Genomic DNA, 26,793 nt, shown 5'->3' on the forward strand with positions numbered 1-26,793 from the left:
GCTAAAGAGTGTGACCTATTTACTTAGTACCTCATATTTCAGATAGTGTAAGAAAGCAGGCTCAATGCTCCTAGTTAGGGCTGCTATGGGCATTTCTCATGCATATAGCAATTGATAAGCTCACGTACATAGTAGTAAGCTCGCTCTTTTGTGCGGCGAAACGCTAGCACACACAGACAGGCCACTGCCGCCGTGAGATACCACGAGTGGAATGCAAGCTGAACTAACGGTAAGCTTAGACATAAGCTCACGGATAGATTGCGGGCAAAAGCATAAGCTTCCTGAAAGGTGGTGACCCGCGGCGGAGCTTTCTGATTAACAGTGCGGGCCAGTAGGTCGAACCATAAAGAGCGGTCAGCAAACTGCTCCGGAAAGGTTTGCTGCATATGTTGAATGAGGACAGGGAGACGGCTTAAGCGGTAGCGTCCCTCATACTGGTCCTGAATTAGGCGGGCACTGGGGCGGCCACCCATAAATGTAAAGAGCATAGGCTCTATACTACTAGCCGTAGCATCGATGAAATAGCCGAGCAAGTACATGATGACCAGCGACAAGACGTCGGTGAGCCGATCAGACTTAGGCACTAACTGTCCGAGCACTACTACGCAAAAAAGGATTCCGCCCGGCAGCAGCTTGGATAGGACGTCGTAAACGGAAAAATTCATACCGGGTCGGATAAGAAAGTAAGGTCAACTAGACAGTGCGGAGCACCAACAGGATGAACTGTGCACCGCCCACGGCCACTGCGTGAGAAAATGAGCATCACGGGCTTGCTGGTGTGGTAGTTGAGTTGATAGGCAATGGCAGCAAGGCTGGTAAGATCTGTTTGGCTGGGGTTGTTGTTTTCGTTGGGGTGGCTGTGCCACTCTCCTACATACACGCGTCCGGCTTTCTCTTCATCAGCCAAAAACTGCTGGCAGTAGGCCACGTCCCGCTTAAACAGCGTAGTAGAATGCACCGCAGCTGGACCCGGGCCTGAAGCATTGAGGACCTGGATGGAGCCGTCGGGCTGAAGCTGGCCGGTAAGAATGCCCCCCGTCTCCGTGCCGGCGCGGCGGATCGTCTCCTCCTGCACAAATGAGTAGGTGGCTGCTTGGATGGCAACTGCGGTCGGCTTCAGGGCATTGCAGTACGAGCAATACTCATGCGGCGGAAGCTGACAGGTCTCTAGTACAAAGGGCAGCGCCTGGGTGGCTGGTCGGCCCGGCAGGGGCTCAGTGGCCCATATCCAGTGGTTGACAGGGCCCGGGTTTGGAGCTTGCAGATGATCGAGAATCAGCCTACTAGTAAGGGAAGATATAAGCTTTAAATCCGCTGCGCTGGCCGGGCGGATGGGATTATTACACTCATTACGGATGGTGGGCAACCGCTCATCTTCAGGCACAGAAATAAAGTCCGGATGCTGCTCTCGTTTGTAAAGGGTCAGGCAATGAAAGCAAGCATCCTGCCCGGGAATTACCCGGAAAATGCGGGCCATCTTACCACCCCGAAGAGCACGAGCATAGAAGATGGTCCGATCCAGATTTACGGCCTGTTCGTTCACAAATTCTTCGGCGTTATCGTCGGCGATAGTGCAGATACCAATGCCAGTTGGAAGTAAATACTTCGACAGTGGATCATTGAGGACATTGCCAATAACAGGGGTTGCCTTAACGAAGAAGTTGTGCAGCTTGACTAGATTCCACACGGCTGTGGCCTTTGGCAGTTCAACAAACGCGTAGCTGGCTAGGTGGCGCATAGAGTTGTGGGGGTGCAGTAGCTGGTTATCAACAAGCTGTAAAGACCCCACGCCGGCTTTGCCGAGACAATCGGCTACTTCGCTACCCAACGCACCGCATCCAATGACGGTGACTGCCTGTTGGCTGATGACGTCATATGCTACCCGGCCGGCATTGCGGGTGTGGTATTCTCTAGCCGTGAATGCCTCTATTGGACAAGCCTCAATGGAGAGAGCTACCCACCGCTGGCGAAAAGGTGCGCCCTTGGGCAGCTGGAGCATTTCAGGCATTTCCAGTTTGAGCACCAGCCATTCCGGAGACCCTTTCCGATTGGTAAACCGTAAGCCTACCAGTAACGGTTGCCTTGAGTCTGCTACTGCCGCTTTCAACTCGGAGCTAATTCGGGTAAGACCTTGGTCGGCGTCGCCCTCGCCTAAAAACGCAAGAAGATGCCCGGTATCGCGTATCACCGGGGGCTCCTCCACGACTTGCCACCAGTAACCCTCGAGCAACTTCAACTGCTTAGTGGCTTGCTGTGCTCTGGCTGGGTAACGGTACAGCAGATTAGGCGAGTTGATACTGTCTGGCATAAAATGCCAAAACGTTCCATCATCAGGTGGCATGGGCGCCCCATCAACCAAGATACCTGCCCCAATGAAAAGTCGCTCATGGACAAGGGTTTTGCGAGGCTCCTGCAGCAGAGGGGTGAAGTACATGCGCCCTTGCTGGCCTACAGTAGTGAAGTAGGTTTCGGTGAGCAGTATGCGCATGGCTGCCTTCCCCGGAAAGTGGGCATATAGCTCAACCTCCTTACTCTCGGGTAGAGGTGTACCTAGCTCGAGGGCTTTGAGCCACTGCACGACGCGGTTGATGATGCTGTGCGCCTCGAATGTTTCGGCACCTAGCTGCTCAACGTTGTCTTGCTCTAACAAACACAGGCTGCCATTGGAATTCTGATGGCGCTGATAAACCAGGCGTTTGATTTTGCTCAAACTGGCGGTAATCGTGGCAAAGCTGCTAGCCGCTAGCCGGGTGACTTCCTGCTCGGTTAGCTCCCGTTCCAGCAGAAAGACCGTGGGCAGGGCAAAGGGTGTAGAATCGGGATAAAGAAAAGCCGCTGGATAGCGGCTTGCTTTACCATTCAGGCGGAGCAGCAGGGTTCCGGCAGAAAGTAACACCTGATTGCAGGCGATGCCAACTTGCCGGTAGTCTCCGTGGCTGCTGAGTTGATGAATCTCGCGGTGAAGAATGAAAGGATGCCGCTCAAACCACTTGCTCATACTAGCCCATGGGTTTATCGTCCAAACGGGTGCCAGCCCCAATGATGGCAGCACTGCGGTTGCTTCCCTTTTCGCTTCCGCCGTCGTTGTCATAGCCGTATGCTTTGACAAGATCTTGATCTGTTTTCACTTCCCAGGACCCATCAGATTTTATATCGACGATGATAGATTCACGATTTTCTCCGGAGTGCATTAAGTTGTCCTCCTCCTCCAAATGTTTCCGGTACAGGTCCATGGCATCAGCGTGCGGATGCTTGTACCGGCTTTCCTTTTGCTTGGGCGCACTCACTACGATGACACTGGGTTGGATGCTCTCTATATGCTTCTCATAGGGATCTTCGTCCTCGCCGGAAGTTTTGAAGAAGGTACGGGAGCCGTGGTGAGAGGCGCTCAGCACATGCGCTGCCACATTCTTGGAGTGGTTGCTCATGATGTGTTCTTCCCAGGCCACCCGGTCAGAGTCACCCGTAAACAGCACGTAAACAGGTGTACTGCCATAAGAGAAACGCAGGACAGCACAGTGCTCATGAATGCGCTGGTCGCGCTCGGAGTCCTTCCCTTCGGCGATGTCGTCGCAGAGGTATTCAGCCGGGGATAGAATTTGGTAATCGATATCACCCAGCTTTTTAATCACCTCCGTTGACCCATCGGATTTACGAATCTTATTGAGGGAGTTAGTGCCGAAAAGCTTGTACTCGTTCGTTGGGCCAATGTCTTTAATGACGCGACGCATTTCCTGGTAAGCGTCATCATTGTCTTTACCTGGCACGTGACCAGAATGCCATACTTCAGCAACTTTCACTGCTTTATGAATGGCCTCAATACCTTCAGCGTGGTCGCAGTGTGGGTGGGTATTGATAAAGGCATCAAGCGAGCCGTCCAGCAAGTCCTTCAGCAACTTCTCTGTATTGATACCACACGCGCTCCTGTCGATGTTGTTATCTAATAGCACGTATTTGAACTTGCTGCCGTCAGGAATTGCAAGGATAGTTGCGTCGCCTTGGCCAACGTACAAAAATACGATGCGAAAAACGCCAGTTGGCGGGGTGATAATCTCTTTGGCCTTATTGCCCATAATGAAGTGACTTTAGATGCTTTCTACCACCAAGTTACAACCATTTTATCTCATAATATTGGCAAGCTAATATGTATAGCAATTTCTTTCTGAGCTATGATAATCATCTGAATCACCTACTGCCCAAATCACAGGAAAGGTTGAGGGTCATGTTCAGCGCAACGCTTCGCCTTTAGCGACCCTGCTCACCAATTACACTAACGTTAGAATAAAAAAATTGAATCCTAAGATCTTGTTCATACCGTGTTCCTAAATCCTACTGAGCAGGGAAGTGGGTCAACGCATCCTTCAAAATTTTCAGAATAGTGAGATAGTTCTCCAGAATAGTCCTGCGCTATTCCAAATAGTCGGATAGTTTTTCCGAAACCTCGTATGTTTGTCCCGTATAAGTGGGACAAGCACTTGGTCCTGCTTCGTAAACAAACGGCAGCCAAGGCCGAAACCCTGACTGCCGCCACCTTACTTAGTGTCCGAGCCAGTGACTTACCACGGCTCGAATTGCTCCCGATACAGCTGCTTTACACAGCTCTAAGGAGATATGAAACCAACTAGCCTTGCTAGCTGGTTTCATATTCGTACGCACCTTCTTCATTGCAGTCGAAGTGAGGGTGATACACCACCCAATCTTCTGACCCCTCGGTTGTTCCACCAGCCGGGGGGTCGCCGTTTATAGGCAACCGTGTTGGCGGGGTGTTTACCGTACGTTGAAAGCAAAGCTAAACGCAACTTCCTTTCGCAGTCGGGTTGCCCCAGAAGTAGTTTTTGTGTATGGCTATAGGCGATGTATGCAGGCTTGCACATATCATACATTGATGGGGCAGAATTTCTGCTTCTAAAGTTGATATACTGTAGTTATAGGTAGATCGAGAATACCCGTTTATGGATATATGCATAGTTTTGCCAGGAGCATGTTGCCTAGTATCCGTTTATCAGAATTGAACAGCTATTTTCGTGTGGTTGACTACCCCCTGGATACTTGATATGGCGGTACCCATTGTGGAAAGCCCTTTATCAGATATTCACTATCCCCTTCTGCTTTGCCTGATTTATCCCTCCAGCTAGACCGGTTACAGCAATTGCTCACACAAGCAGTGCATCAACAAGAGCAGAACAAAGCAAGTCGGGATGCGGAGTTTATTGTCTGGCATGACCGCCTGCTGAGCACCTTGATAAGCGTATTTGGCCAGGATTCGCGTCAGACCAAACGCATTGCGGAACTCACGTTTACCTACCGGCGAAAGCTCAGAATAGCCGGAATAGATTACTCGGATGCTGATCGGGAAGTGCGAGAAGCTCGGTTTAAGCGGGACTTGACCATTACTATTGGTCTGCTTCGAAATTACATGGACGAACTGCAGCTAGAGCAGCAGCACGTGCGTGCCGTGCCCACCGGCCCACGCGCTGTGCTTCCGTTAGCGCAACTTCACCCAGTTGTCCAACAAGCGGCTACTAAACTGTTTCAGAATGGTCACTACCGCGAGGCCATCCTGAATACCTATATCGCTTTAGACAATGCCGTGCGTGACAAAGCTCAGCTTCCTGCAACGTACCATGGCACAAAACTAATGGAACAGGCGTTTGCTCCGGCTAACCCCCTCCTACGCATTGCCGCTAGCGCAGATGAGCAGCAAGGATTTATGACGCTGTTTCGAGGGGCCATGCTGGCTATCCGCAACCCTAAAGCGCATAGTCTCGGGGGCACAACTGATCCTCAACGGGCTCTTGAATGGCTCTCCTTTGCCAGTGTCCTGCTCCGAAATCTGGACGAAGCCGAGGTGGTACAAACGCAATCAAGCAAGCCTTGACTTGTGCTAATCGCTTGGTAAATAGATTGGTGAAGCGTGTTGAGCACTCGGCATTACTCCGGTTCAGCAGGAGAAGCGGCTTGGTGATCGTAGAGGTAAACGTACTGGCGGAGGCGCTCCTCATTAGTAGGAGGGGTTGAGCGAAAACGCTCAGCAGAATACGTAGTGACAGATATGGGCCCCAGTACCTGCCGTATTGCGACATAGAGTTCAGGCCCTATGGATTGATGCAACATCTCAAACGTGTCTCGCTCAATGTTGCCGTGAAACGGCGGCTCGTGGTTGACGGAAACATACGGGGCGCACGTTTCCAATAATTGAATTACCTCGACAGGATTACGCTTCAACCGTGGTAAAACATATTCCGCCACCGGTGGCCGGTTTGCTGCCAGCCTCCAGTAAAAATGCATAATTCGACAACCAATAACTGGGAATGCGCTGTAAATAGCCTGATCGTCGGCTTCCTGCAGAGCGCGTTCCACTAAGGCGGAGGCAAGCACTTGCTCTAGTGGCTCCCAGTTGGCTCGCGTGAACAGATCCGTTTCGTCTTGGTCCTGATTTGCTACAGGTTGGGCCAACGCTTTGTCGCGGCGAGAGAATAATGTGGATACCAACCGTTCACAGCAGCTGAAAGCAGCCTCGCCAGCAAGTAAATCCAGAATGTGGGGTACACGTTGGTCAGCCGGTAATCGAGCCAGCAGAGCGACCAGTAACCAGGCCCCCTGAGAAAGATCCGTTCGGCCGGAGAACCAGCCGGTTTGGGTGTCACTGAGCGAGTAGCTGAGCCTACCAAGCAGGTGCCACATATTGGCCGCTTCATCCGGGCTGAGCAGATCCACACGGTAAGTCAGTTTCTGAAGAAAGCTCGACATCCCCAGCCGACTAATCAGGTATTTACTGGTACTATACTGCTGCGCGGGGGGGTGAGCCAGAAAGGCCGCAAACTCTTGGTCGGCTACATCCTCCCGCAGAATGGTATAAGAGAAGTAACGAGCAAAATGGGTAGAGGACGCAACATGTTGCCGTTGTGCGAGTTCAATCTCCGAAAGGCGACTGGGTGAGTCGTCAAACAAACTACGGCTCCGGTTGAAATGACGGCTAACGCGTGGAAACAGGGTGCATAACAAGTGCTGCGTCGCTTGCCGTTCTTCACGCAGAGGGTAATGGCTGTCAAGAAATTGCTCCACTTTTGGCTTCTTCGGATCGTCGTCTATTTCGGCTAAAAATTCATAGCTGCCATTGAAGCGTTGCGTACTACCAGTCAACAACTGGGGGTGGGCCGCGACGAAACGGTGCAACTCTGGGTAGAAGAGGTGCAGGGCTTCAACCAGTATGAAATCAGCCAGATTAGCCTCCCGGTAAAGTAGTGGTAATCCAAACTCCACGGCATTGGCAAAGCGCACGGCCAGACGCGGGGTGGTGAGCCGTGGTAACAGGACCGCACGCAACGTATTACTTACCCGTTGGGCATCTTCAGCGTCAGGCTCAATGTTCTGGCCTTGGCAGACCTCATTTAGGCGAGCAAGACAGAAGCCGAATAAATCATCAGGGCGGGCACGCGGCAAACGTAACGGTACCTGAATAATTTTCTCCAAGAAGTTCTGGCCAGCTTGCTGCAGAGTAGTTGTTTCTCCGACGGGACTGAATACTTCGCCGAGCGCGCGGGCTACCATGGCGTCGTCAAAGGCGAGCAGGTAAGCTGTGTGCCGGAAGTCGGCCGTGAGCTTAACGAGGCGGAACAGTGCCTGAATTTGCCCCTTTTCCAGCCGGTCAATATCATCAATGATAATGACGACTCGCTTGCCTGCATCGGCTAGCAGCTGCTCAATACGCTGGCGCAGACCCTCAGCATCAGGCTGGGCCCGGTTCAGCAGGGCTTGCACCTGGCTGCTGAAATCTAGTTCCGTGCTGGGACCGTTATCCGCTGACGAGAGAGTAAGCTTCGGTAATAGGGGTGCCACGTACTCAGCGGCCAACTTGGCGGCACGTTGACCAGCCGTGAGCAGTTGCCGGTCAATGGTTTTCGCCAACTCCCCAAAGAAGTTGGTGAGGAGTTGGGTTTCATCAGTAAAGCGCCAAGGATTGAAGTTCAACACCACGACTTTATCATTAGCACACCCTAATTCATGCCGTATAAAGTTGAGGACCGTACTTTTACCTTCACCCCACGCCCCGTACAGGCCAAGTACAATGCTATCAGGATTTATGCGAGAAACAAGTGTATCGGCAATGCGCTGGGCAAAGGGGGCCCGCTGAAAGTCGTCGTGGCCTAGATTGCTCAGCGGACGGTCTGAAGCACGGTGTTGTCGGTCAAGTTTACTGGACATAGTGTAAATGAAACGGTACGTAAGCATCTACACCGTAAGTGCGGAATGCATACTTCTGTAGGTACTTTCTAAACCAATCACGATGTCAAAGATCCGCTAGTGCGGATCCAATCCTTAATTATTTTGGTCCTAATCATATAGCATAGCACTATATTATTCGTAGCACTTCAGCTGAGCTCTGCCCCGGCCATACTCGCGCCTTCGTAATCGATAGACGCACGACCAAATAGCATATGGTCAGGAGGCAGATAATATAACTCAGGGCCAAATTTGATAGGATAATCTACCATGATAGTAAACAAGATTAAACAGACACGTTGATGTGGGATCAAACTCTATTCACCAAGTGGGTGAAACCTTTGTATATGGAAATACTCCATGCAAACTATACAGGAACTGAATCAACCCAACAACTAGTCGCTTTCAATCAGCAAGTTAACACCGCTTTAGCTTCCGTAGATGAGTATATCATTACTCATCTCCTTAAGGCAAGCTGGCGGGAGAAACTGACAGGAAGCTGGCTGTGTGGTTTGAAAAATTGGCAGCAGTTTGTGCCACTTTTGGGCACGTTACTGGTGGAGAGTAAGACGATGTATGCGGGCCAGGGCTATTGTTTTGCTTTAGCCCGTTTTGCCACAGCAGAAAGCGCCACTTACTTGGCTGTCTACTTGGACACCTATCTACGACAGCCGGATCTGCAGTATGATCAACACTGGGCGATGCCGGCGTTATTATGGATAGACGAACGACGGGGCACAACATGGGCGCAGGAATTCCTAGTTCCTGGAGGATTATGGGAGCAGTATACAGCCAATAAACTGGACCATTCAATTATATGGCAGTTGACGGAATGTAAACGTCAGTTCTGGGCAGCGATGGAGTATTGTCGCACGAATTTTGACTCCGGCGAGCAAAGCTATACCAAGGCACAGTCACACATGTGATAGTCCCGACAAAACGCCTATGGGCGGAAATCATTTGGCAAGTGAGCTGAAAGCAGAGCCCAAGAAGAGGGTGGAACTTATGCCCACTGTACCTTACGAGTGAGTATCATCTACCAAAGCCAGCGTTACGGTTGAGAAAAAAAGCAGGAACGAGAAGCTCAAACGAGTCCTCGATACCTCATCTTGCTCTACTTGCAGTACCCCGACTACCTATACAGCTATGATTCTTATGCTGAGGTACACAGGACAAATTCATGCTTACTTATCTTCACCTATGCCTATCCAGCGTAGCCCTATCCAAGGTCCCCTATCCCTGACGGACTATTATCAGCATATTGCCGCAAGCACGAACCCCGTTGATCGTTTAGAAGGTGAGCAGATGCTGCAACTGCTCACCTTGCTCGACAGTTTATTCCCTCAACTACCACTTTGGGGCGTGACTTCCATGGCGCGGCTGGGCCTTTCGCCCGACCCGCGTTATGGGAGTGAATGGTGGGTGCTGATCAGCGCAAATGCAATTCCTGGTTCGTATGAGATCGAGTACCTCATGCCGGTCGATCGGCGCCCCTGGGTAGGAGCGGTAGTACAGGGCACCAGCTACTCATGGGAGCAAACGACAGAATACCTGCTGCTGGCCATGCGCGAAAGCGGGGCGTGGGCAGCGAATCCCGCTTTCAATGCTGTGCTGGCACACCACCGGTTGGAACAAGCAAGAGAGGATGACGCTGAGAAGAAATGAACTTTCTGTTTGCAGAACTTCCGCTTTAGGCCGCCATTCTTGCATAGGGCTGTGCTACCGCACTGCTTACAGGTAAGAGTCATCTGAAGCAGTACCCAATATACGCATCACCTACTGGTGTACCATCGCCTGCACAGATACCTTCCTAGGTCACAAAGACTCAAGCAATGATTAGATGTATTTTCGGTATACAAACGTTGCTATTAGCATTATTGCTTCATTCTTGCGCTGCTACTACCGATCAAATAAGTACTTCGATTCCCGGCAAACCTACTGAATCCGTATCGATTCGTGCTTATAACAGTGGTTTCAGCTTACATCAAACAGTCGTAGTTGAACGCACCACCGATACGGGTATTTTTAGCAAGCCAACTGTATCGCTAATTGCTACTCGAAATTTATGGAATGCAAAGACTGTGGTAGCGAGAGACTTTTTATTTACGTGGCGAACTCCTGACTCACTAGTCATATCTTCTCCTCACCTGGGGAGTATGTTTTTTATCGTCTCGACAAATACGTTAATAGGAGGGCATGAGACAACCGGACCCTGGTAGTGTATCAGCATCGTCAGGAGAAAACGAGGGGCCAGCAGCCAGTAACCGGGCCACGTTTTACGGGCAGAACGGCCAACTACGCTACGCTGAAATGGGAGGCGGCAATCGGTAACGACTCCTCCATGTAACTGTTGTATCACCCTTTTAGCCAAGGCCACGCCTGCACCCCCACGCTACGTACGCACTCCCCATGACACCACCTTCAAGCTATCTACCTGCGGCTGCTTCTCCTCGTCGCCAACTGCTGGATATCGGGTTACGCCTACTGGAAGAGCAGGGATTTCAGCAGGTATACCTGGTGGACATTGCCACGGCCGCCGGGCGGCCCCTGGCGGAGGTTTACCGCCATTTCGGTACTAAAAGCGACTTTGTGCTGGGCTTCTACCAGCGCCTGCACGATGAGTTGGAAGTGAAGATATCGGACCTGCCAACCGGCTCGGTAGCATTACGCTTTCAGGCGTTGGTGCGCTGGAAAGTAGCGTTGCTGCTGCCCCAGCAACGCTTGCTTCGCTCGCAACTGGCCAATCTGCTCGACGCGGAGGCGCCCGTGGGCGTGCTCAGCGTCGAAACGGAGAGCATCCGGCTGCGCGGGCTGGCCTTATTTGAACTCGTGGTGAGCGGGGCCTCGGATGCTCCCGCGCCTGAACTACGGTCCGCCTTGGCTCAGACCCTCTACGCGGCTCATTGGGGCGTGCTGGCGCTGCGCCTGCTTGACCGCTCAGCCGATGGAAAAGCAACTGATGAGCTGCTGCAGCTGTTCGGGGCCGGGCTCGAGCTTACCACGCCTAGCTTGTCTACCCTGCTGGGGCCGCTGCTGTTAGGGCAATTATCCGGGGCTGTAGCCCAGTTCCTGAATCTGGACCCGACTGTTGACTTCGACGTGGCCCGCCGCATTGCCAAAATACTGCTACGGCATCGCAAGGTGCTGCCAACCGGACCCGATGAGCAGGTCACTACCGAAGACCAGAGCATTGCTCTGCACCTGCCTAAGCTACACTACTACATCCGGCAGGGCCTGCCCATCCACCTGATTTTGCCCGCCTTTCCGGCCAAGTCGCCCAACCTCCACAAGGTACTGGGCAAGCTCCCGGATCTGGGTGAGGAAATTGCCCTGACCTTTCTGCAGAGTCTCTGCGAGGAAATCCGGCAGATATACGCGCCAGGGGCCCGCCTGAGCATTTGCGCCGACGGACGCGTCTTCGCCGACCTGGTGCAGGTCAGCGACGCGGACGTGTCGGCCTACAACGAGGAGCTGAAGCGGCTGCTCCAGCAGCTAAACACGCCGGATCTGGATGTGGTAAACCTGGAAGATCTGTTGGCTACGGACTCTTTCGACGAGGCTCGCACCTGGATTGCCGGCCAGTATGGGGAGCCGTTGGAGGATCTCAAAGCCCGGGTGCGAGACACGGAGCACCACCGGGCCATGTTCAATGGCATTCACCGCTTCGTTTCAGAAGACCGCCTGGCCCTGGAGCCGACCAAAAGCAAGAGCCGCGTAAAGCAGGAAAGCAAGGAAGTGGCGTACGAGGTTATCCGGCGCAGCAACGCTTGGACCCGGCTGCTGGCCCAGGAGTTCCCGCACGCCGTGCGCCTGAGCATTCACCCGCAGCACCCCTACTCCGACAAAATTGGCCTGCGCATGACCCGGGCCGTGGATGACTGGCTTACGCCCTGGCACGGGGTAGTGCTGCTGCGCGACAACGAGTACGTGCTGCTCAAACGCCGCCAGGCCGAAGCAGCCGGGGCCGAGCTGGTGGAGAAAGACGGCCGGCCCAGCCACTTCGTCGCCCGCCCGGAAACTGTACCAAACAAGCTAAATTTCTAACCAATACCTATCGAATGGCACTGCACCTTTGTCCAAACTGTCAACAGAAGGATTTTTTCTGGGGAGGGTCCGAAGACGAAAATGGTCAGGACGCTACCCTATGGGGATGCGCAACGTGTCGATATAGTGCTTATGAATATGACGAGCGCCTAGCCTGCCCTTGTCTGCGCTGCCACAACGGAGAAGAGCTGCTTCTGGTTGATCAACAGCGCCGCTACTGGTGGTGCTTTCATTGCAACCATACGACGACCATCGAGCTACTACCCCCCCCAATAACCCGCAGAAGCTAATGCAGCATTAAGATCAGTAGCACCCTATCATATCTCACTCCTCTTTTGTACCTGCGGAGCACGTTTTCGCGCTATTCTACGTCCTGTTATGCCTACTTACTTCCTTGAACCCCAAACGCCCTTTGGCCTGCTCGTCCAGGCCGATTCGCCCGGCCAAACCATTGCGGGTATATCCGCCGACCAGATCCGGGCGTGGGTGCAGGAGCACCGCCTGCTGATTTTTCGCGGGTTTGCGCTGTTCGATAAAACCCAGTTTGCCCTTTACGCGCAGCAGTTGGGCGAGCCGCTGCAGTGGCCGTTCGGGGCCATCAATGAGTTGAAGGTAAAGGCCGACGCCAAGAACTACCTCTACACGCCCAGCGCCGTACCCCTGCACTGGGACGGGGCCTTTGTGGGCCGCATCCCGTACCTGATCTTCTTCCAGTGCCTGAAAGCGCCCCGCGCTGAGGACCGGGGCGGCACCACCTTTGCCGATACCGGCCGGGCACTGGCCCGAGCCACGGCCGCGCAGCGGGCCCGGTGGGCCCAGGCCACGCTCCGCTACCGGACCGAGAAAATCGTGCACTATGGCGGCACGCTCACCCAGCAGCTGCTGCAGGCCCACCCGGTCACGGGCGAGCCGACCATCCGCTTTGCCGAGCCCGTGCACGACCTCAACCCGGTTACGGTAGAAGTGCTCGATGCCACGGCAGAGCAGCAGGTGGCGCTGATTGCCGAGCTGCAAACTGCCCTGTACGCCCCGGAAGTGTTCTACATTCACACCTGGCAGGACAACGACATCGTGCTGGCTGACAACCACGTGCTGCTGCACGGCCGCGACGCGTTTCTGAACCCCAATGAGCGCCACATTCAGCGCATCAACCTGCTGGCCCGGCCGGCGCACCGGGGCGTGGCGCAGTTTCTGAAAAACAGCAAAACCCTGCGCCGCACCGAGTTTCTGATTGCCGAAATTCCCATTTTTCTCATTCCCATCTTCCTCAGCGCCGAGAATTTGCGTTTCCTGAAAAAGCCGGAGCTGTACGCGGGGCTGGCGGGCATCTACCTGCTCTTCAACTTCGGCGATATGGTGAACGCCTACGCCGACCGCCGCGTGGATGCCGTCTACAAAAGCCACTTGTCCAACGCCATCTTCGAGCTGGGGCCGGCCGGGGTGCGCTGGCAGATGCGGGCTTCGGTGGCGGGCACCGTGCTCATCAGCCTGTGGCTGACGCGCCATACCGGGCGCTGGCAGTTTGTGCCGCTGACCGTAATCGGCTGGGCGCTGGGCTTCCAGTACTCCTGGCGGCCGCTGCACTTTAAGTCGCGCGGGCTTTGGCAGCTGGCCGCGCAGTGGGCCGTTATCTTTTTCGGGCCCATGGCCTACACCGGCAGCCTGGTCACGCACTTTCCCCGGCCGGCGGTACTCACCCTGGCGGGGGCTTACGGGCTGCTGCAGGTGGGCGTACTGATGCTCAACAACGCCGAGGACTACACCGAAGACCATGCCGCGGGCCTCAACACGGCCATCGTGGCGCTGGGGCTGCACCGCAGCATGCGGGTCGCACAGGCCCTGACCGGCGGGGCCGGGTTGCTGGCGCTAGGCAGCTTCGCGTATCTGTTCCGAGCCGAAAAGCTGCCGAAAGCCGCCTATCTGGCCCTGTTGCCGCTGGCCGGGGCCGTGGCCTACGTGGCCCAGGACTACGAGACGATCAACCAGAAAATAGCGGGCAAAGACGAGGTGGCCGCCACCGCCGTGCTCAAGGAAAACGGCATGCGAGTGCCCCAGTGGCTGAAGGCCACGGCCTACACCAGCCTGCTGGCCGCCGGGGTGCTTTTCGCTGCCCGTGTACGACGGCCCCGGACCCAGCAGGCCTGATTCTGTTGGCCGGCCATCATCTCTCCCACCTATATCGACCACCGCTCGGCATGCCTGACCTGAATCCTGCTTCCCCCTCCATCGGATCCGATCCGGTGGAGGCAATCTACGACTGCGCCATTATCGGGGGCGGGGTTTCCGGGTTGACGCTGGCCGTGCAGCTGGCCCAGGCCGGGCGGCGGGTCGTGCTGTTTGAAAAGGAAACGTACCCGTTTCACCGCGTCTGCGGCGAGTACATCTCGCTGGAGAACTACGACTTTCTGTGCCGCATCGGGGTGCCGCTGCGCGAGATGAACCTGCCGAGAATGACGCGCTTCACCGTCTCCTCCCCCACCGGGGTGGCCCTGCATCACCCCCTGGATATCGGCGGCATCGGCATCACGCGCTACGAGCTGGATTTGCTGCTGGCCCGGCTGGCCGCGGCGCACGGGGCCAGCATTCAGGAGGGCACCAAGGTGACGGATGTCGTCTTCGCGGATGATGTGTTCACCCTCACCACGGCCGCAGGAGCAACCGTTCGAGCCCGCACGGCCTGCGGGGCCTGGGGCAAGCACGCCAACCTCGACGGCAAGCTGCGCCGCCCGTTTCTTGCATCCAGCCAGCAGGGGCGCCAGTTTGTGGCCGTGAAGTATCACTTGCAGCTGGCCGGTGGCTTTCCGCAGGATTTGGTGGAGATGCATAATTTTCGCGACGGCTACTGCGGGCTCTCGCCGGTACCCGGGGGGTTGACCAACTGCAGCTACATCAGCGACGTGCGTAACCTGCGCGCCCACGGCAACAGCGTGGCGGAGATGGAGCGCCAGGTGCTGATGCAAAACCCCTTGTTGCGCCCCTACCTGGAGCAGGCCCAACGGGCCGGGCAGGCGCCCATCGTCATTTCCCAAATCACGTTTCGGGAGCGCTCCACCGTGGATGCCCACGTGCTCATGCTGGGCGACGCCGCCGGCACTATTGCCCCGTTGGCCGGCAATGGCATGAGCATGGGCATGAACGCCAGCTTTCTACTGCACAGCCTACTGCTCGAGTTTCTGGAGGGCCGCCTGTCCCGCGCCGAGTTGGAGCAGCAATACACGCAGGCCTGGCGCAATCTGCTGAGCCTGCGCATCAGAGCTGGCCGCCTTATTCACCAGTTTTTCGGCCGCCCGGCCCTGACAACGCTGGCAATTCAGGCCCTCAAAGGCCTGCCTGGACTTACCGATCAGGTGCTGAAGCTCACCCACGGAAAAAGCTACTAATCCATCGTGTGAGGAGAAGTTTACTACAGAAGTCTAGCCGCGTGGAAGTGCTGTGTATAACCCCACCCTTGAATTAGAGCGTGTTGGGAATTTTGCTGTGGGCATCAACGGATAACCAAGTCTGGGTTGTCTCTTTCGAACCGATCGTGTATATCTTTCCACATGGCCACATCTTCGTCAAACTCTTCTTCATTCTTCGCAGGTGGGTATTCCACTGCGATGTAGCTTTTGTACGCTCCGGTCACCTGTCTGATTTCTGCTTCCACCAGGTACGCGTCCTCATACGTGTCGCTTCCCTCTTCCGTATTGTACCAAACGGAGATGCCGAACACGACCTTCCCGTCATTGGTGAATTGGATGATGGTACTGAACACGTCGTCTCGCAACCCTTTATGGTTGTAGAAGTTGAAGGCGTGATTCGGATGTGCTATGGCGTACGCATTCAGTTCAGCGATGGAGTGCAGCGGCCGAAACACCTCCGGTGTGTGGTATGTATCATTCTGCCAGACGTACAGCGATTTATTTACCAATGGCTCGATGCAGGTGCGGTCGCAAAAATGGGCTAGAAAGCGTTCTACAGTGTCCGCGTCACGCCCTGCTGAGAGGCCATATATATCGTAGTACATAGCAAGGGGTTATGGTCGAGAGCTATTTACCGCTTACGGCTGTTCAGTGACAAGGTAGCAACCAGCTACTGTCATTCCCGAACAAGAACCGATGACAAGCAAGCACTTGGCATTAACTACCGGGTTTATAGTGCTCACAGTCGCATAAGCCGCCTCAATATTATGATCATCTACCAAAAGCCAGAGCGCTTGTTACTCGAAGTCTATGGCCTCTCGACACAAGGTATGTCAATAGTGGATCTTGGGATACCAGTGCAGCAGTTTGCTCCTTCCGTGGAGGCAGCCGAATTGGGCAATACATTGTTGCAACTGAGGCGGCACGAACGAACCGGTCTGCCTCATCCTACCGATTGGAAGCTATCAAAGCAGCAATGGCTCCAGCATCTAGGCGCGCGTTCGGCGCGCACCTTCTTTAAGGATTGTAATGTCTGCTCGGTAGAGTATTCCAATGGCCAGTTCGAGATATGGGCGACGAAAACCAATGGTATTGGGTCGTCTGAATACATAGGTCAGCCACTGGTGGTTTCCGAAGAGGATGCCATTACCCTTGGTAAAGGCGTTTTACGAATGCTGGAACAGTCACAGCGGTAATGATCCAGTAGGTCTGAGCCTACAACCACTTGCCCCGTCGTATCAAGTTGCAGTTCACTAAAAGGGTGCTTATAGCAAAAGGAGTGTACTACTAGTTGGGGCCGGCTGCCATGCCGAGCATTAACAGCAGCCATAGGCTCCCACAAAGAGCCAGCCCATCCGCCACCAATAAAAAGAGTAACGCGACTGCGCTTAGCCAACCTTGCCGCCATAGTTGCTTTATCAACAATATTCACATCCAAGTCAGCAGAACTAAGGCTAACACCACACCCGCCTTTGCCAAGCAAGCTGTCAGGCTCTCGCTCCCGTGTAGCAGATGACTCAAATAGCCTCCGGTTGGTAAGCAAGCTAATATGAGGTGGTCTAGCTAAGGCGGACACAATTGGGACATGGTTTGGAGATGGGTTTCGAAGTGGTTGGGCGAGTGATAGCCGAGGGCAGAATGTCGGCGTTCGGCGTTATTGGGGTGGTCTGGTAAGAACAGACAGTGCGCTAGGTACACCAATCTGCGCACATTGGTACAGAGTGTTCAAAGCAGTATGACAGTCGGAATAGAATCGCTACCATGAAATCCCTGCTGCTCCCACTTACTTGGCTGTGTACTCTGTCTGCATGTTCGCAGCAATTGGCTCTCCAGTCCTGCCCGAAAGGGCAAATTGGAGAACCTTCCCAAACTGTATCTGGAGTTGGCTACACCGTATTGCGCTTTGTGCAACAGGGGCGGGTAGTAGAATGCCTTGACCCCATTGCTAGTCGAAAAATGGACGACAAACGGCTTCAGGGAGCCTTACGCTTCGGCGCGTTTTACTTAGTTCCTTCTAGCGCATTCTATACCCGTCAAGTATGGGTCTACTGCGTGGCGGGCCGCGACACCATGCATGTGCTGGTTACCCCCTATTTCAACGTTGGTTACGCAGAACGTTCCTCTGCGCTGATTGACTCCATCCCGTTTCGCCCGGGCTTCTATCGCTTAGCCCCTGCCGGTACTCGGGGCCGAGGCGGGATGCCGGAACTGCCCACCGAAGGTACTTACCCGGTATCGGTGGTGGGCTACTACCAACAACATGTTGCCGCGTTGAACAGGCACAATCCTTTTGCGGGCTATTGCTTTCCGGCAGAATGGCCGCTGATAAAGGGGCAGGATGGCAGCTACCCGCTCAACCCTACTGGAATTTTCGCCGATATATTCTATCGTCCTTGCTACCGCGTAGGCTACCTGTACCAGCTAACCCCCATGCCCTCTGCAGTACGCGCAGAGCTGTATCCGCCACCGACCGGCAATACCAGATAACGCACTGCAGCGTACATAACTCCTCCGCATCACTTGCCCGTTCAGGCGTTTTCAGGCACTATTTCAACTCTACCCAAACCCAGTATGACCGTCAAATCCTTTTGCGTGATGGGGCCAATGCTATGGGTCCTGAGCAGTTGCCAACCGGAACACATGGCCTCCGCTGACTCCGGGCAAGCTCCTGGCCAAGCGGCGACGGCAGCTGCCGGTATGGATCCTTCCCGGGAAGGGCGCATGAGCTTTTGGCAGCAGCACCCGCACGTCTTTCAGGATCAGTACACCCGTTCCGCTCTCTGCGTTTCGGTGAGCACAGCTGACCTGCACCTGCTGGTGGGCGATACGGTCGTCACCCTGGAGCTTCGCCCGTGTACTGGCACCGACAGCAACCTGCAGTTCGAGGTAGTAGATGGGGGCCGCGTCGTTGGTGATCTGCTGTTTGCACCGGAGTTTGAAGAGGACAGCAGCTGCTATCTGTCCCTGCAGAATCCTCGATGGGTAAAACGTCTCCACCCCTTTCAACAGGGCACCCTCACCGCCGTGCGCATGCCCGCGCATCTGCTTTGACAAGCTCCTTGGCGGCCGGCTACGGACCCGTAGGTACTCAAGGCCGCGAAACGCGCTCGATGCGGATAATATCCGTGATATAATACAGGGGCGCACGCTGGGTGCTCCAGGGCATCAGCGGCTTGTTAGGCCGAGCCCGGTAGGCCAAGTGCGGGTAGACCACCGGAACGTGGCCCAGGGCCACGTAGCGGGCCCTGATGCGATAGAGATGAAACAAGCCGTCTAAGGCGCGCTTTTTCCAGAACCGGCCTACCCGTACCGACACGGTTCCGGATCCGGGGAGTATCGGCAGGTAATTCGCGGACCCCGGGGTGGGATAGTGCACATAGGCCGCGCGTAGACTATCAGCTCTGGGTGGTTCCAGTAGATGGGGCAGGCTGTAGAGGCTGGTCACAAACACCCCTTGTCGGATCGCGCGCCCGTAGTGAAACGGCCGGCCTGCTCCGTAAGGCACCAAATAGATCTCAGCCAGATTTGTTACCGGAAGGGCATAGCCCAGGCCTTCCTCTCCAGTCGGCATCTGTATGATCACCCGGGAGGCAGGCACGGCCAACAGACCCTCGTAGGTCCCGGTATCAGCGGCGGCGATGATGGGCGGCTGCGCCGAAGTGCAGCGGCCATACGCACAACCTAGCAGAGCAATAGCGTATTTCTTCATAGCAATCCGGTAGAGAAGTTGCAGCCGGAAAGCATCTCATCTGCTACCAGCCCGCCGACCGGCCGGGAGCAGAAACGGTGCGGTTCAGGAGTCAACTCCTGCGCGGTCTGGCAGCAGGGTATAGATACAAAATCATACCGGGAATCCGACCTAAAAGGCCGAACTTGGCTTCCGGCAGCTGTACTACACCATCCTGAGCTGCACGATGCTGCCGGCCGTCTACGCTCTGCGTATGAAATCTTGCTTTTACCTGCTATGTATGCCAATCACGCTGGGCCTGTGTGCTTCCTGCGAGTCGGAGTATACCCGATTTGAGCACTCGTTAACGCCCGTGGGAGGCGTTGACAGCACGCTTTTTCGCGATCCGGCCGGCCGGGTATATATCCGCTTGCCGTATCGGTACGTGCACGAAGACATCAGTCAAGACCCGCCCTATAATTATGAGGACTTCGTCTACTTTAACGGGGTTACCGGGGACAGCGGAGTTAGCTTGAACCAGGGCATTGACATTCCTACCTTCCGGCGGGTACCGGGCACGTCCAATTATTGGCAAGACCGGCATTTTATTTATACTGACCCCTGGGTACCCTATCCGGGCCAATACTTCTTCTTCGCATTAGGACGTCGGGGAGCAGTACGTTTTCTCGCTGATCCCGAATTTGTCTACAGTGCCGGCAACTTGTGGTACCGGGGGGTACACGTCCCAGGGGATACGGTGCCCCGCTCCGGGCATTATCCCTGACTTGCCGGCGACGGGCGACAAACCATGGGCATACGCCTGGTTCTGTAGCACTTTTACATGCTACCGGTCTGGCTGGACATCTACGAATGCCCTCTGGGGATACTGGGTGAACCACCTGTCCCAGCTGCCGCCAGGCGCTGGCCGTGGGGCTCGCTGCGCTGCAGTCGATCATTTCCTTCCGTTATCTTTTCGCTGATTCCATTTCGTAGCGTTCTTTATCTATTCGCTATCCATTCCTATGCTTTCCGTGTCACTCATTCATCGCTACGGTTGGTGGCTACTCAGCGGCCTTGGGTTGCTGTGCCTGCTGGCCGCGCTTTTCACTTGGCCCCGCTTCTCCCATCCTGCCCCATTGCGGGTGGGCAAGCAGACGGTTGCCCACCCGCAATGGGCGGCAGGCAGGGTGAGTTCGCCGCTGGGATCGGAGGAACACATCGTAGCAATGGGGGATTTTAACGGAGACGGCCATCAGGACCTGGCTCTGACCAACGGTGACCCAAATGCGGGTCCGGGGAGCGTGTACACTGACCCACAGGGGGCGGTTACGCTTTGGCTGGGTGACGGGCTCGGCGGCCTGCGCCACGGGGCCGTGCTGCGGGCGTTGGAGGCCACTCTGCTGGCGTCCTTCGATGCCGATGGGGACGGCGATACCGACCTGCTGGCCGCCAGCCGCCACGACGATAGCCTGGTGCTGTGGCGGCACGACGGCCGGGGCAGGCGAGTGGTGGAGTTCATCCCGATGCCATGGTGGGGTACCACCGATATGACTACCGGGGACGTGGATGGCGACGGTGATCCGGATATCCTCATCCCCGACGGAACCCGGTTACAGGTGGGGCTCAACGATGGGAGGGGGCATTTTCACTGGCAGTCCCAAGACATGCGGCCGGATAGGAAGTCATTTGAACCCAGCGATATGATCGAACGCATTGCGCTGGCGGATGTGGATGGGGACCACGACCTGGACCTTGTATCCGTGCAGAACCAGGGCCGCGTATTGTTCAATGACGGGCGGGGTCATTTTGGCCACGAGCAGGACCTGCCCGCTACCGGCTACAGTCTGGCCATCGGGGACCTCAACGGGGATACCCGGCCCGACCTGGTCCTGGACCTCGGCGACGGCAAGCTGGGGGTGTACCTGAACGACGGCACCGGCCAGTTCGGCGCAGACAGCCTTTCGCAACAGGTGGGACAGCCCGAGCCCCGGGCCATCCCATGCTGGGTGGCGCTGGGGGACGTGGACCGGGATGGTGACGTGGACCTGGCGTTCAACTTTGGCGATGACGTATGGGTGCGCCTCAATGACGGTCGGGCGCACTTCGAGCCGGCGTATCATATCGCGACCCCGCCCGCCGCGCTGGAGGAACTACACCTGGCTGATCTCAACCACGACGGCCGGCTCGATGTATTGTCACCGTTGTCTGTTCGCGAGCCTGGTAGTGGCCAGCCGGCGCGGGCTTCACTCAGCAACCTGCGCCTGCCCACCAGCGCGGACTATTACGAGGAGGTGGACCAAATGCCCACCGGTCCGGGAGGCATGGCGGTGGAAGCAGTCGTGGCCGCCGCCATGCAACGGCGCCTGGTCGTGCCGCCCGGCCATTCCTTCAGCTCGTCCCGTCCCCCCTACTATGTGCGGTTGGTCGTTGGACCAACCGGCGCGGTGGAGCACCCCGAACTTGGTGGGCGCATCAGTCCCGGTATCGACTCGGCCATGCTTGACGCACTCCGCCAGCTGCGGCTGGTGCCGGGCCGGCTGCACGGCCGCCCGGTTCGCGTCGCGTTGCAGCTAGTTCCGGGCCTGTCGGGCGAAGGCCCGCCCCTCACGTTTCCCCCCACGCCACTGCCCGGAGAGGAACCCATCTACACCGATGTAGAGCAGCTGCCTGCTTTTGCAAACGGGGAGGCGTTATTGCCGCGCTTACGGCGCGAGGCGCTTGCCCACCTGATTCTGCCCGACAACGAGCCGGTGCCCCCGCACGCCCGACTGGTGATCGGACTGGTAGTTGAGAAGACGGGGGACGTGCACGGCTACCGCGTGTTGGAAAGCATCAGTCCGGACATCGATGCGGCCCTGACCGGTGGCTTCGGTTCCATCCCCCGCTTGCTTCCAGGCCGGCGTCAGGGCAAGCCCGTGCGCGTCGCCCTTCGGCTCGTGGTGGAGCCGACTGGCCGAAACGCCCCCTTACGACAGTCCGAGGCCGCGCGTCTGGAAGCCCGTACCCGGCAGCAGGGGGAGGCCCGGCGGCTCCCCGGTGAAACCGATACACGGTTCCTGCGCCGCATCCTGCCGCTGTCGCTGTCCTATTCTGGCCGCGTGATAAGCTATGTGTGGCGGCCCACTGCCTTCGGCAAGCAGCTGTTCCTGGCCGTCCGCAGCCAGGGCGAGAACGAGTACGGGACGGACCTGCTGGTGCTCGACCCCTACCGCCCCAACACGTACGCGCTGCGCATCCTGCCGCTGGAAGACATGGGCGACCTGACTAACCTCGAGTCCCTCTTCTTTACGGACGTAGACCACGACGGGCGTCTGGAACTGCTGGCGTTGAAGGAGTGCAGCCTTAAGGACGTAGGCTGGACCGACAAGCACGGCCAGAGTTCCTACGGCCACTTTTCCCACTACGCTACGGACGTGTTCCGCCTAGCTGGCACCGATCGTGCCGGCCGCCCGCGGTATGTGCGCGATACGACATCCCGTCCCTATCTCGACGAACTACCCACGGCAGCCGCGGTACGTAAAGCCTTGGCGAAGCACTAGCCCTTGCCTTAGGTTGGCGGTTTTCCCCTATTTGTTTAACAACGCCCACCTATCATCTAATTAAGTAACCGAGGCCAACAATGGAAGAGCCCTCAATTCCAACCGCAGAAGAAGAATACGCTCGGCTGTTCCCTGGCCAAGCTATTCCGAAGTGGGCATTAGCCACGATCAAACTGTTGGATGTCAATGGTTATGTGCACAAGCACGACGCCATTCGAACGATACCTTTAGCATTGATAGTAGGTACTACCCATTCCCTCTACGGTAACAGTGTACGCTGGCTCGATATGTTGAAGACCAAGAAGTATTATAATTTCCGCTCCGATAATTGGCCGGGTTTTCTGAATGCTGATACTTCAACACTGGATTTAATTCAAGTAGCAGGCACCGATGAGTATTACATCAGCGGCGAGGGTAACCACCGGATAAGCGCCCTGAAACTAGCCGGTAGATATTCCATAACGTGCCGTGTGCAAATAGCTACTCCTGTCCCGCCTGGGCCTGATGTTTACCCCGGCCCACGCTACGCAAACCGCACTTCCTAGAGCGTTGTTGGGTTGCTCAAAACCAGGAGATAGATGAGTCGGGATTTTTTCCTGTCAGTTCAACAACACCCAGAATTAGAGTATTATGCCTGATTCTTTATTCAACGAGTTTACGGTTTGCCCTTTGACCGGGCTTCCCTCAAAAGGTCGCGCCAGCTTTTCACCCTACGAAGGCAATAATAGTCTGGTTCTATTTCAATTCGTCCCTATCGGCCGCGCGGTTTTTGAGTTCAACTTTTTAGTTGGGCTTTACCACAGCGCCGCGGCCGGCACCCTCTCCCCCAGTGCCAAGCTGGCCGGGCTGTGCCGGCAGGCCTCGGAGAAAGGACAAGAGCCGGTGCACATCACCAGCAAGCTCTTCCACGACGCGCAGGGCACCTCAGAAACACTGGACGAAAAACGGGACCATTTGCTACGGGTGCTTCTGGAAGTGGATATACCGGCCTATAAAACCCGCGACATTGATATTCATCAGGATTTTCCCCTGGCATTTGCCCAGAACGGCGCGGAATTACACCTCATCCTAGAGGAATGCATACGGCGCGGCCTACTGGATTTCCAAAAGCCATTCGACACGCCCAACGACTGGCCAGACGGCCGGCGCACGCACTATTTCGGGGTGCATCTTACCCGAGCTGGCGAGAAAGCCGCCGCCGACAGCATACTACCACCACAACTAACTACTTCTACCATGACATCTGAGGACATTGTTCGCCGGCAGGCGCAGGTTGCTTTCAGCAGGGCGCAGGCTCAACGTTTTGCGTTTAATTCACCGGACGGCCTGGTTAAAACACGAACCGTCTTAATTGCTGGCACGGAGCAGTTTTATGATAAGAGCGATAAAAAGATCTATCTGGAGGAAGTGCTAAATCTGCTTGATACGGCACTTGCGAAGCATAAGCCCGGATGCGAATTCAGGGGTAAGAGTGAGCCGTGTCCAATTGAGCTGGGCATGCAGGAAACGATTCACTTCGTGCAGCAGGAAGTAAAAAAGCTGGGTAAAGTGGAAGTGGCTTTTCCATTCCAGACAAACCACATCTTCAATTTTAGCGGTGGCAGTACCAATACAGTAGCTACTGGGGCAAACGCCATGCAAACGACGAACACCGGCCAGGGGGCGCTGCTAAACGTCGCCCGCGGAAATACCATTACTCAATCCGGGGGGGCGGGCGACGTACAACAGATGAAAGAGCTGGTCGAGCAGTTGAAGCAGGTGCTGGCGGGAGAGTCTTTCGCCCGGCAGCGCGAAGATATTGACGATCAGTTGCAGATGGTCGAGGCCCAGTTGCAGCGCCCCGAACCCAGGAAAAGTATTCTGGAGCGGTCAGTCAAATCGCTGCAGGAGCTGGCGGCGGAAGGCCTTGGCAGCGTAGGAGGCCATGCGGCTTTCGAGATTCTCAAGCAACTAGCCGAGCAGGTTAGCTCTCTTGGCTAGTTGGGTCCGGCAAGCTGCTGGCCGGCAGGTACGAAAAAGCCCTGGATCACTCCAGGGCTTTTTGACTCTACATGCTCAGGCGAACTATGAAATTTGGGTTGTTATACAGCGAGGATTGGGTAACCTGCCCATTGTAGCCGGCCTGCGCAATGCGTTGGGCGGCCTGGGTTGCTTCAGCTAAGGGCATTTTTGGGTCCAGCTCGATGTAGTTGAACAGCCGGTTAAGGTCCACCGGCACCAGGTGTACGGGCGGCGGGCCGGGCTGGCCAGGCTCAGCAGAGTTCGAGTCGCTGTAAATCAGGCGTACCTCTTCTTCGTAGCTGAATGCCTCCCGCTTAATCAGCAGCGTCCGGGTGTAACGCAGGTTGGCCATCTGCTCCCGCGTATTCAACCGTTCGTCGTTGGCAAAGAAGTTCAGGATTTCTTCGTCCGTCCGGTACCGGACTTTACCCAAGAAATAGCTAAGCTGGTGGTACGGGTTGCTCATGTCGTAGAACTCGTTCATCAGCTGCCGAACGGTAGTGGCCACCTTGAAGGCATAGGGCGCTTTGTTTTCCTCCGTCGCGGCGCCCCGGTAATTCTGCCACAAGCCGTCGCATTCCCGCCGCAGCGTCCAGCACTGACCATAGTAACGGTCACGAATGCTGGCCATGTTGACGGGCGTGCCGTCGGCCAGTTCCCACCGTGCCTTGAGCAAGAAATTTTCAAACGGATCTTCCCAGCTGGACGGGTTCACCAGGGCTAACTGTTTCTCGTCTAGCAGCTGGTAAAAGCGTTTCGCGCCGAACAGGCGGTAAATGGGAGTGTCCAGGTCGACATCAATCACATTATTGAAAATGTGGTCGAGCTTCAACTCCGCTGGAGTCGTACCCGATCCGTATTTGAGGTGGTCCAGGCGGATGTTGTTTCTGATGTGCTGATCTAGAGAGAATGGATTCATGGAAAATGATAAGGGTGAGGGCACTATTCAGCCAGATTTAGGCCAAAGCCCGGTAATTACCCGATACCTGACGGTGTGACAGGGTGGGGCTGTCGGGAGGAAAAGTTCATTGACTTGGGGTCCCCTCAGAAAACAGAACAAATAGCACGTTAAGGAAATTGACCGTTTGCGTGAACGCACCAGACCAAGAAGACTCCCACTCATGGCAGAGCCAGATAACCTATTATGGGCCCAACAGCGCTGGCAACAAGCGGGGACCATTGCCCGGCAAACAGCTTCCGCAACCGAGCTAATGCGTTTTGCTGCAGCACACCAGGTCCAGTTGCCTGCTGATATGGTCCGCTACTTTACCCTCGTCAATGGCACTGGCGGGAAGTACGACGAGCCGTTCTTTTGCTTTAATAGCCTAGCGGAAGTGACGTCCGTAGCCGAACGGTTTCACGACTACCATGGGGTGCCCAAGTATAGCGACTTGCTCCACACCTGGCCCGAGCACAAGCAGTTTTATGTGTTTGCCGATTACATGATTCACCTCTTTGCCTATGCCATTCGGCTGGATGCAGGTGCTTCCTCGACCCATCCCGTGTACGTGCTCTGCGGGGGCGAATACCGGCCAATAGCGGAGAGTTTTACCGAGTTTCTCGCCCTCTACAAGCGAGATTCAGCTGTACTGTATATGGGTGATGAGGAGCCGGACGAGTAAATCACTTCGTTCCTTTAACTGAATTGCCGCGTTTAGGCCACCACCCTTTGACTGAACAACCGTACTGGCCCGGTCTTTTGTGAATTAGACGGTTGGCGAAAGCATGTCAATTGGGCTTCGTGCCGGTCAGTGACAATGGATGCGTGGAACAGCCGTTATTTTGTTATGACTACTTTGGGATCCCCCCTGTGTTCGTCCGTGTGCCACTGGGGTATGCTCTTATTGGGCGCATGGCTGGCTTCCTGCGGCCAAGAGCCGCCCCGCTACCCGACCATTCGGCGACCGCCCGCGACTTC

20 protein-coding genes are annotated in these 26,793 nt (G+C 55.7%); 13 read left to right on the top strand and 7 right to left on the bottom strand.

Annotated elements, in window-relative coordinates; all coding sequences use genetic code 11:
- Nucleotides 1–83: 83 nt before the first annotated feature.
- Genes HSW_RS01255 through HSW_RS01265 form a run of 3 tightly spaced genes read right to left on the bottom strand, consistent with a single transcriptional unit; the run spans nucleotide 84 to nucleotide 4,073 of the window.
- On the bottom strand, nucleotides 84–665 hold the full coding sequence (locus tag HSW_RS01255; RefSeq protein WP_044000450.1) for a hypothetical protein: 582 nt from the start codon (nucleotides 663–665) through the stop codon (nucleotides 84–86).
- Nucleotides 662–2,998: a ThiF family adenylyltransferase gene (locus HSW_RS22330; RefSeq protein WP_052345976.1), complete on the bottom strand. Its 2,337-nt coding sequence runs from the start codon at nucleotides 2,996–2,998 to the stop codon at nucleotides 662–664. Before HSW_RS22330 ends, HSW_RS01255 begins: the two co-directional genes overlap by 4 nt.
- A 1-nt stretch (nucleotide 2,999) precedes the next feature.
- Complete coding sequence (locus HSW_RS01265; RefSeq protein WP_044000451.1) at nucleotides 3,000–4,073, bottom strand: ComEC/Rec2 family competence protein; 1,074 nt, start codon at nucleotides 4,071–4,073, stop codon at nucleotides 3,000–3,002.
- Between the two features lie 1,037 nt (nucleotides 4,074–5,110).
- Here HSW_RS01265 and HSW_RS22335 point away from each other — a divergent pair.
- On the top strand, nucleotides 5,111–5,878 hold the full coding sequence (locus tag HSW_RS22335) for a TIGR02391 family protein (protein WP_052345977.1): 768 nt from the start codon (nucleotides 5,111–5,113) through the stop codon (nucleotides 5,876–5,878).
- Between the two features lie 53 nt (nucleotides 5,879–5,931).
- Here HSW_RS22335 and HSW_RS01280 read toward each other — a convergent pair whose 3' ends face one another.
- Entirely contained in the window at nucleotides 5,932–8,205 is a 2,274-nt protein-coding gene (locus HSW_RS01280) for a KAP family P-loop NTPase fold protein (protein WP_044000453.1), read from the bottom strand.
- 320 nt (nucleotides 8,206–8,525) lie between these two features.
- On the opposite strand from HSW_RS01280, the gene HSW_RS22340 reads away from it, so the two are divergent.
- From HSW_RS22340 to HSW_RS01305, 5 genes are all read left to right on the top strand, one after another.
- Nucleotides 8,526–9,149, top strand: coding sequence for a DUF6000 family protein (locus HSW_RS22340; RefSeq protein WP_052345978.1), 624 nt, complete (start codon nucleotides 8,526–8,528; stop codon nucleotides 9,147–9,149).
- A 220-nt stretch (nucleotides 9,150–9,369) separates the two neighbouring features.
- The gene (locus HSW_RS01290) at nucleotides 9,370–9,888 is read left to right on the top strand and encodes a hypothetical protein (RefSeq protein ID WP_155832765.1); all 519 of its coding nucleotides are present in this window, start codon (nucleotides 9,370–9,372) and stop codon (nucleotides 9,886–9,888) included.
- A 744-nt stretch (nucleotides 9,889–10,632) separates the two neighbouring features.
- Complete coding sequence (locus tag HSW_RS23700) at nucleotides 10,633–12,267, top strand: L-tyrosine/L-tryptophan isonitrile synthase family protein (RefSeq protein ID WP_081768208.1); 1,635 nt, start codon at nucleotides 10,633–10,635, stop codon at nucleotides 12,265–12,267.
- 378 nt (nucleotides 12,268–12,645) lie between these two features.
- Nucleotides 12,646–14,412, top strand: coding sequence for a TauD/TfdA family dioxygenase (locus HSW_RS22350; protein WP_052345980.1), 1,767 nt, complete (start codon nucleotides 12,646–12,648; stop codon nucleotides 14,410–14,412).
- A gap of 50 nt (nucleotides 14,413–14,462) precedes the next feature.
- Entirely contained in the window at nucleotides 14,463–15,647 is a 1,185-nt protein-coding gene (locus tag HSW_RS01305; RefSeq protein ID WP_071883035.1) for an NAD(P)/FAD-dependent oxidoreductase, read from the top strand.
- Between the two features lie 104 nt (nucleotides 15,648–15,751).
- Here HSW_RS01305 and HSW_RS01310 read toward each other — a convergent pair whose 3' ends face one another.
- On the bottom strand, nucleotides 15,752–16,273 hold the full coding sequence (locus tag HSW_RS01310; RefSeq protein ID WP_044000456.1) for a hypothetical protein: 522 nt from the start codon (nucleotides 16,271–16,273) through the stop codon (nucleotides 15,752–15,754).
- Between the two features lie 162 nt (nucleotides 16,274–16,435).
- Between HSW_RS01310 and HSW_RS01315 the strand changes: the two genes are divergently transcribed.
- The 3 genes from HSW_RS01315 (at nucleotide 16,436) to HSW_RS01325 (ending at nucleotide 18,719) form a co-directional block, all read left to right on the top strand.
- Nucleotides 16,436–16,864, top strand: a complete 429-nt coding sequence (locus HSW_RS01315; protein ID WP_044000457.1) for a hypothetical protein — start codon at nucleotides 16,436–16,438, stop codon at nucleotides 16,862–16,864.
- A gap of 565 nt (nucleotides 16,865–17,429) precedes the next feature.
- Complete coding sequence (locus HSW_RS01320; RefSeq protein WP_155832766.1) at nucleotides 17,430–18,155, top strand: hypothetical protein; 726 nt, start codon at nucleotides 17,430–17,432, stop codon at nucleotides 18,153–18,155.
- Between the two features lie 210 nt (nucleotides 18,156–18,365).
- Nucleotides 18,366–18,719 carry a hypothetical protein gene (locus HSW_RS01325; protein WP_155832767.1) on the top strand — a complete coding sequence of 118 codons (354 nt, stop codon included), beginning with the start codon at nucleotides 18,366–18,368 and terminating at the stop codon, nucleotides 18,717–18,719.
- A 37-nt stretch (nucleotides 18,720–18,756) separates the two neighbouring features.
- Here the strand turns inward: HSW_RS01325 and HSW_RS01330 are convergent, their stop codons facing one another.
- On the bottom strand, nucleotides 18,757–19,377 hold the full coding sequence (locus HSW_RS01330; RefSeq protein WP_044000460.1) for a hypothetical protein: 621 nt from the start codon (nucleotides 19,375–19,377) through the stop codon (nucleotides 18,757–18,759).
- 980 nt (nucleotides 19,378–20,357) lie between these two features.
- On the opposite strand from HSW_RS01330, the gene HSW_RS01340 reads away from it, so the two are divergent.
- The 3 genes from HSW_RS01340 (at nucleotide 20,358) to HSW_RS01345 (ending at nucleotide 24,854) form a co-directional block, all read left to right on the top strand.
- Nucleotides 20,358–22,874, top strand: coding sequence for an FG-GAP-like repeat-containing protein (locus tag HSW_RS01340; RefSeq protein ID WP_081768209.1), 2,517 nt, complete (start codon nucleotides 20,358–20,360; stop codon nucleotides 22,872–22,874).
- Nucleotides 22,875–22,954: 80 nt separating this feature from the next.
- A complete protein-coding gene (locus HSW_RS23995; RefSeq protein WP_155832768.1) occupies nucleotides 22,955–23,419 on the top strand; it encodes a hypothetical protein in 465 nt (154 codons plus the stop codon).
- Nucleotides 23,420–23,504: 85 nt separating this feature from the next.
- On the top strand, nucleotides 23,505–24,854 hold the full coding sequence (locus tag HSW_RS01345; RefSeq protein ID WP_044000463.1) for a hypothetical protein: 1,350 nt from the start codon (nucleotides 23,505–23,507) through the stop codon (nucleotides 24,852–24,854).
- A gap of 67 nt (nucleotides 24,855–24,921) precedes the next feature.
- Here the strand turns inward: HSW_RS01345 and HSW_RS01350 are convergent, their stop codons facing one another.
- Nucleotides 24,922–25,794: a DUF2971 domain-containing protein gene (locus tag HSW_RS01350; RefSeq protein ID WP_044000464.1), complete on the bottom strand. Its 873-nt coding sequence runs from the start codon at nucleotides 25,792–25,794 to the stop codon at nucleotides 24,922–24,924.
- 202 nt (nucleotides 25,795–25,996) lie between these two features.
- Here HSW_RS01350 and HSW_RS01355 point away from each other — a divergent pair, with 202 nt between their 5' ends.
- Nucleotides 25,997–26,497, top strand: coding sequence for an SMI1/KNR4 family protein (locus tag HSW_RS01355; RefSeq protein WP_044000465.1), 501 nt, complete (start codon nucleotides 25,997–25,999; stop codon nucleotides 26,495–26,497).
- Nucleotides 26,498–26,793 lie beyond the last annotated feature (296 nt).

Origin of the sequence: Hymenobacter swuensis DY53 (assembly GCF_000576555.1) — a bacterium.
Taxonomy (GTDB): Bacteria; Bacteroidota; Bacteroidia; order Cytophagales; family Hymenobacteraceae; genus Hymenobacter; species Hymenobacter swuensis.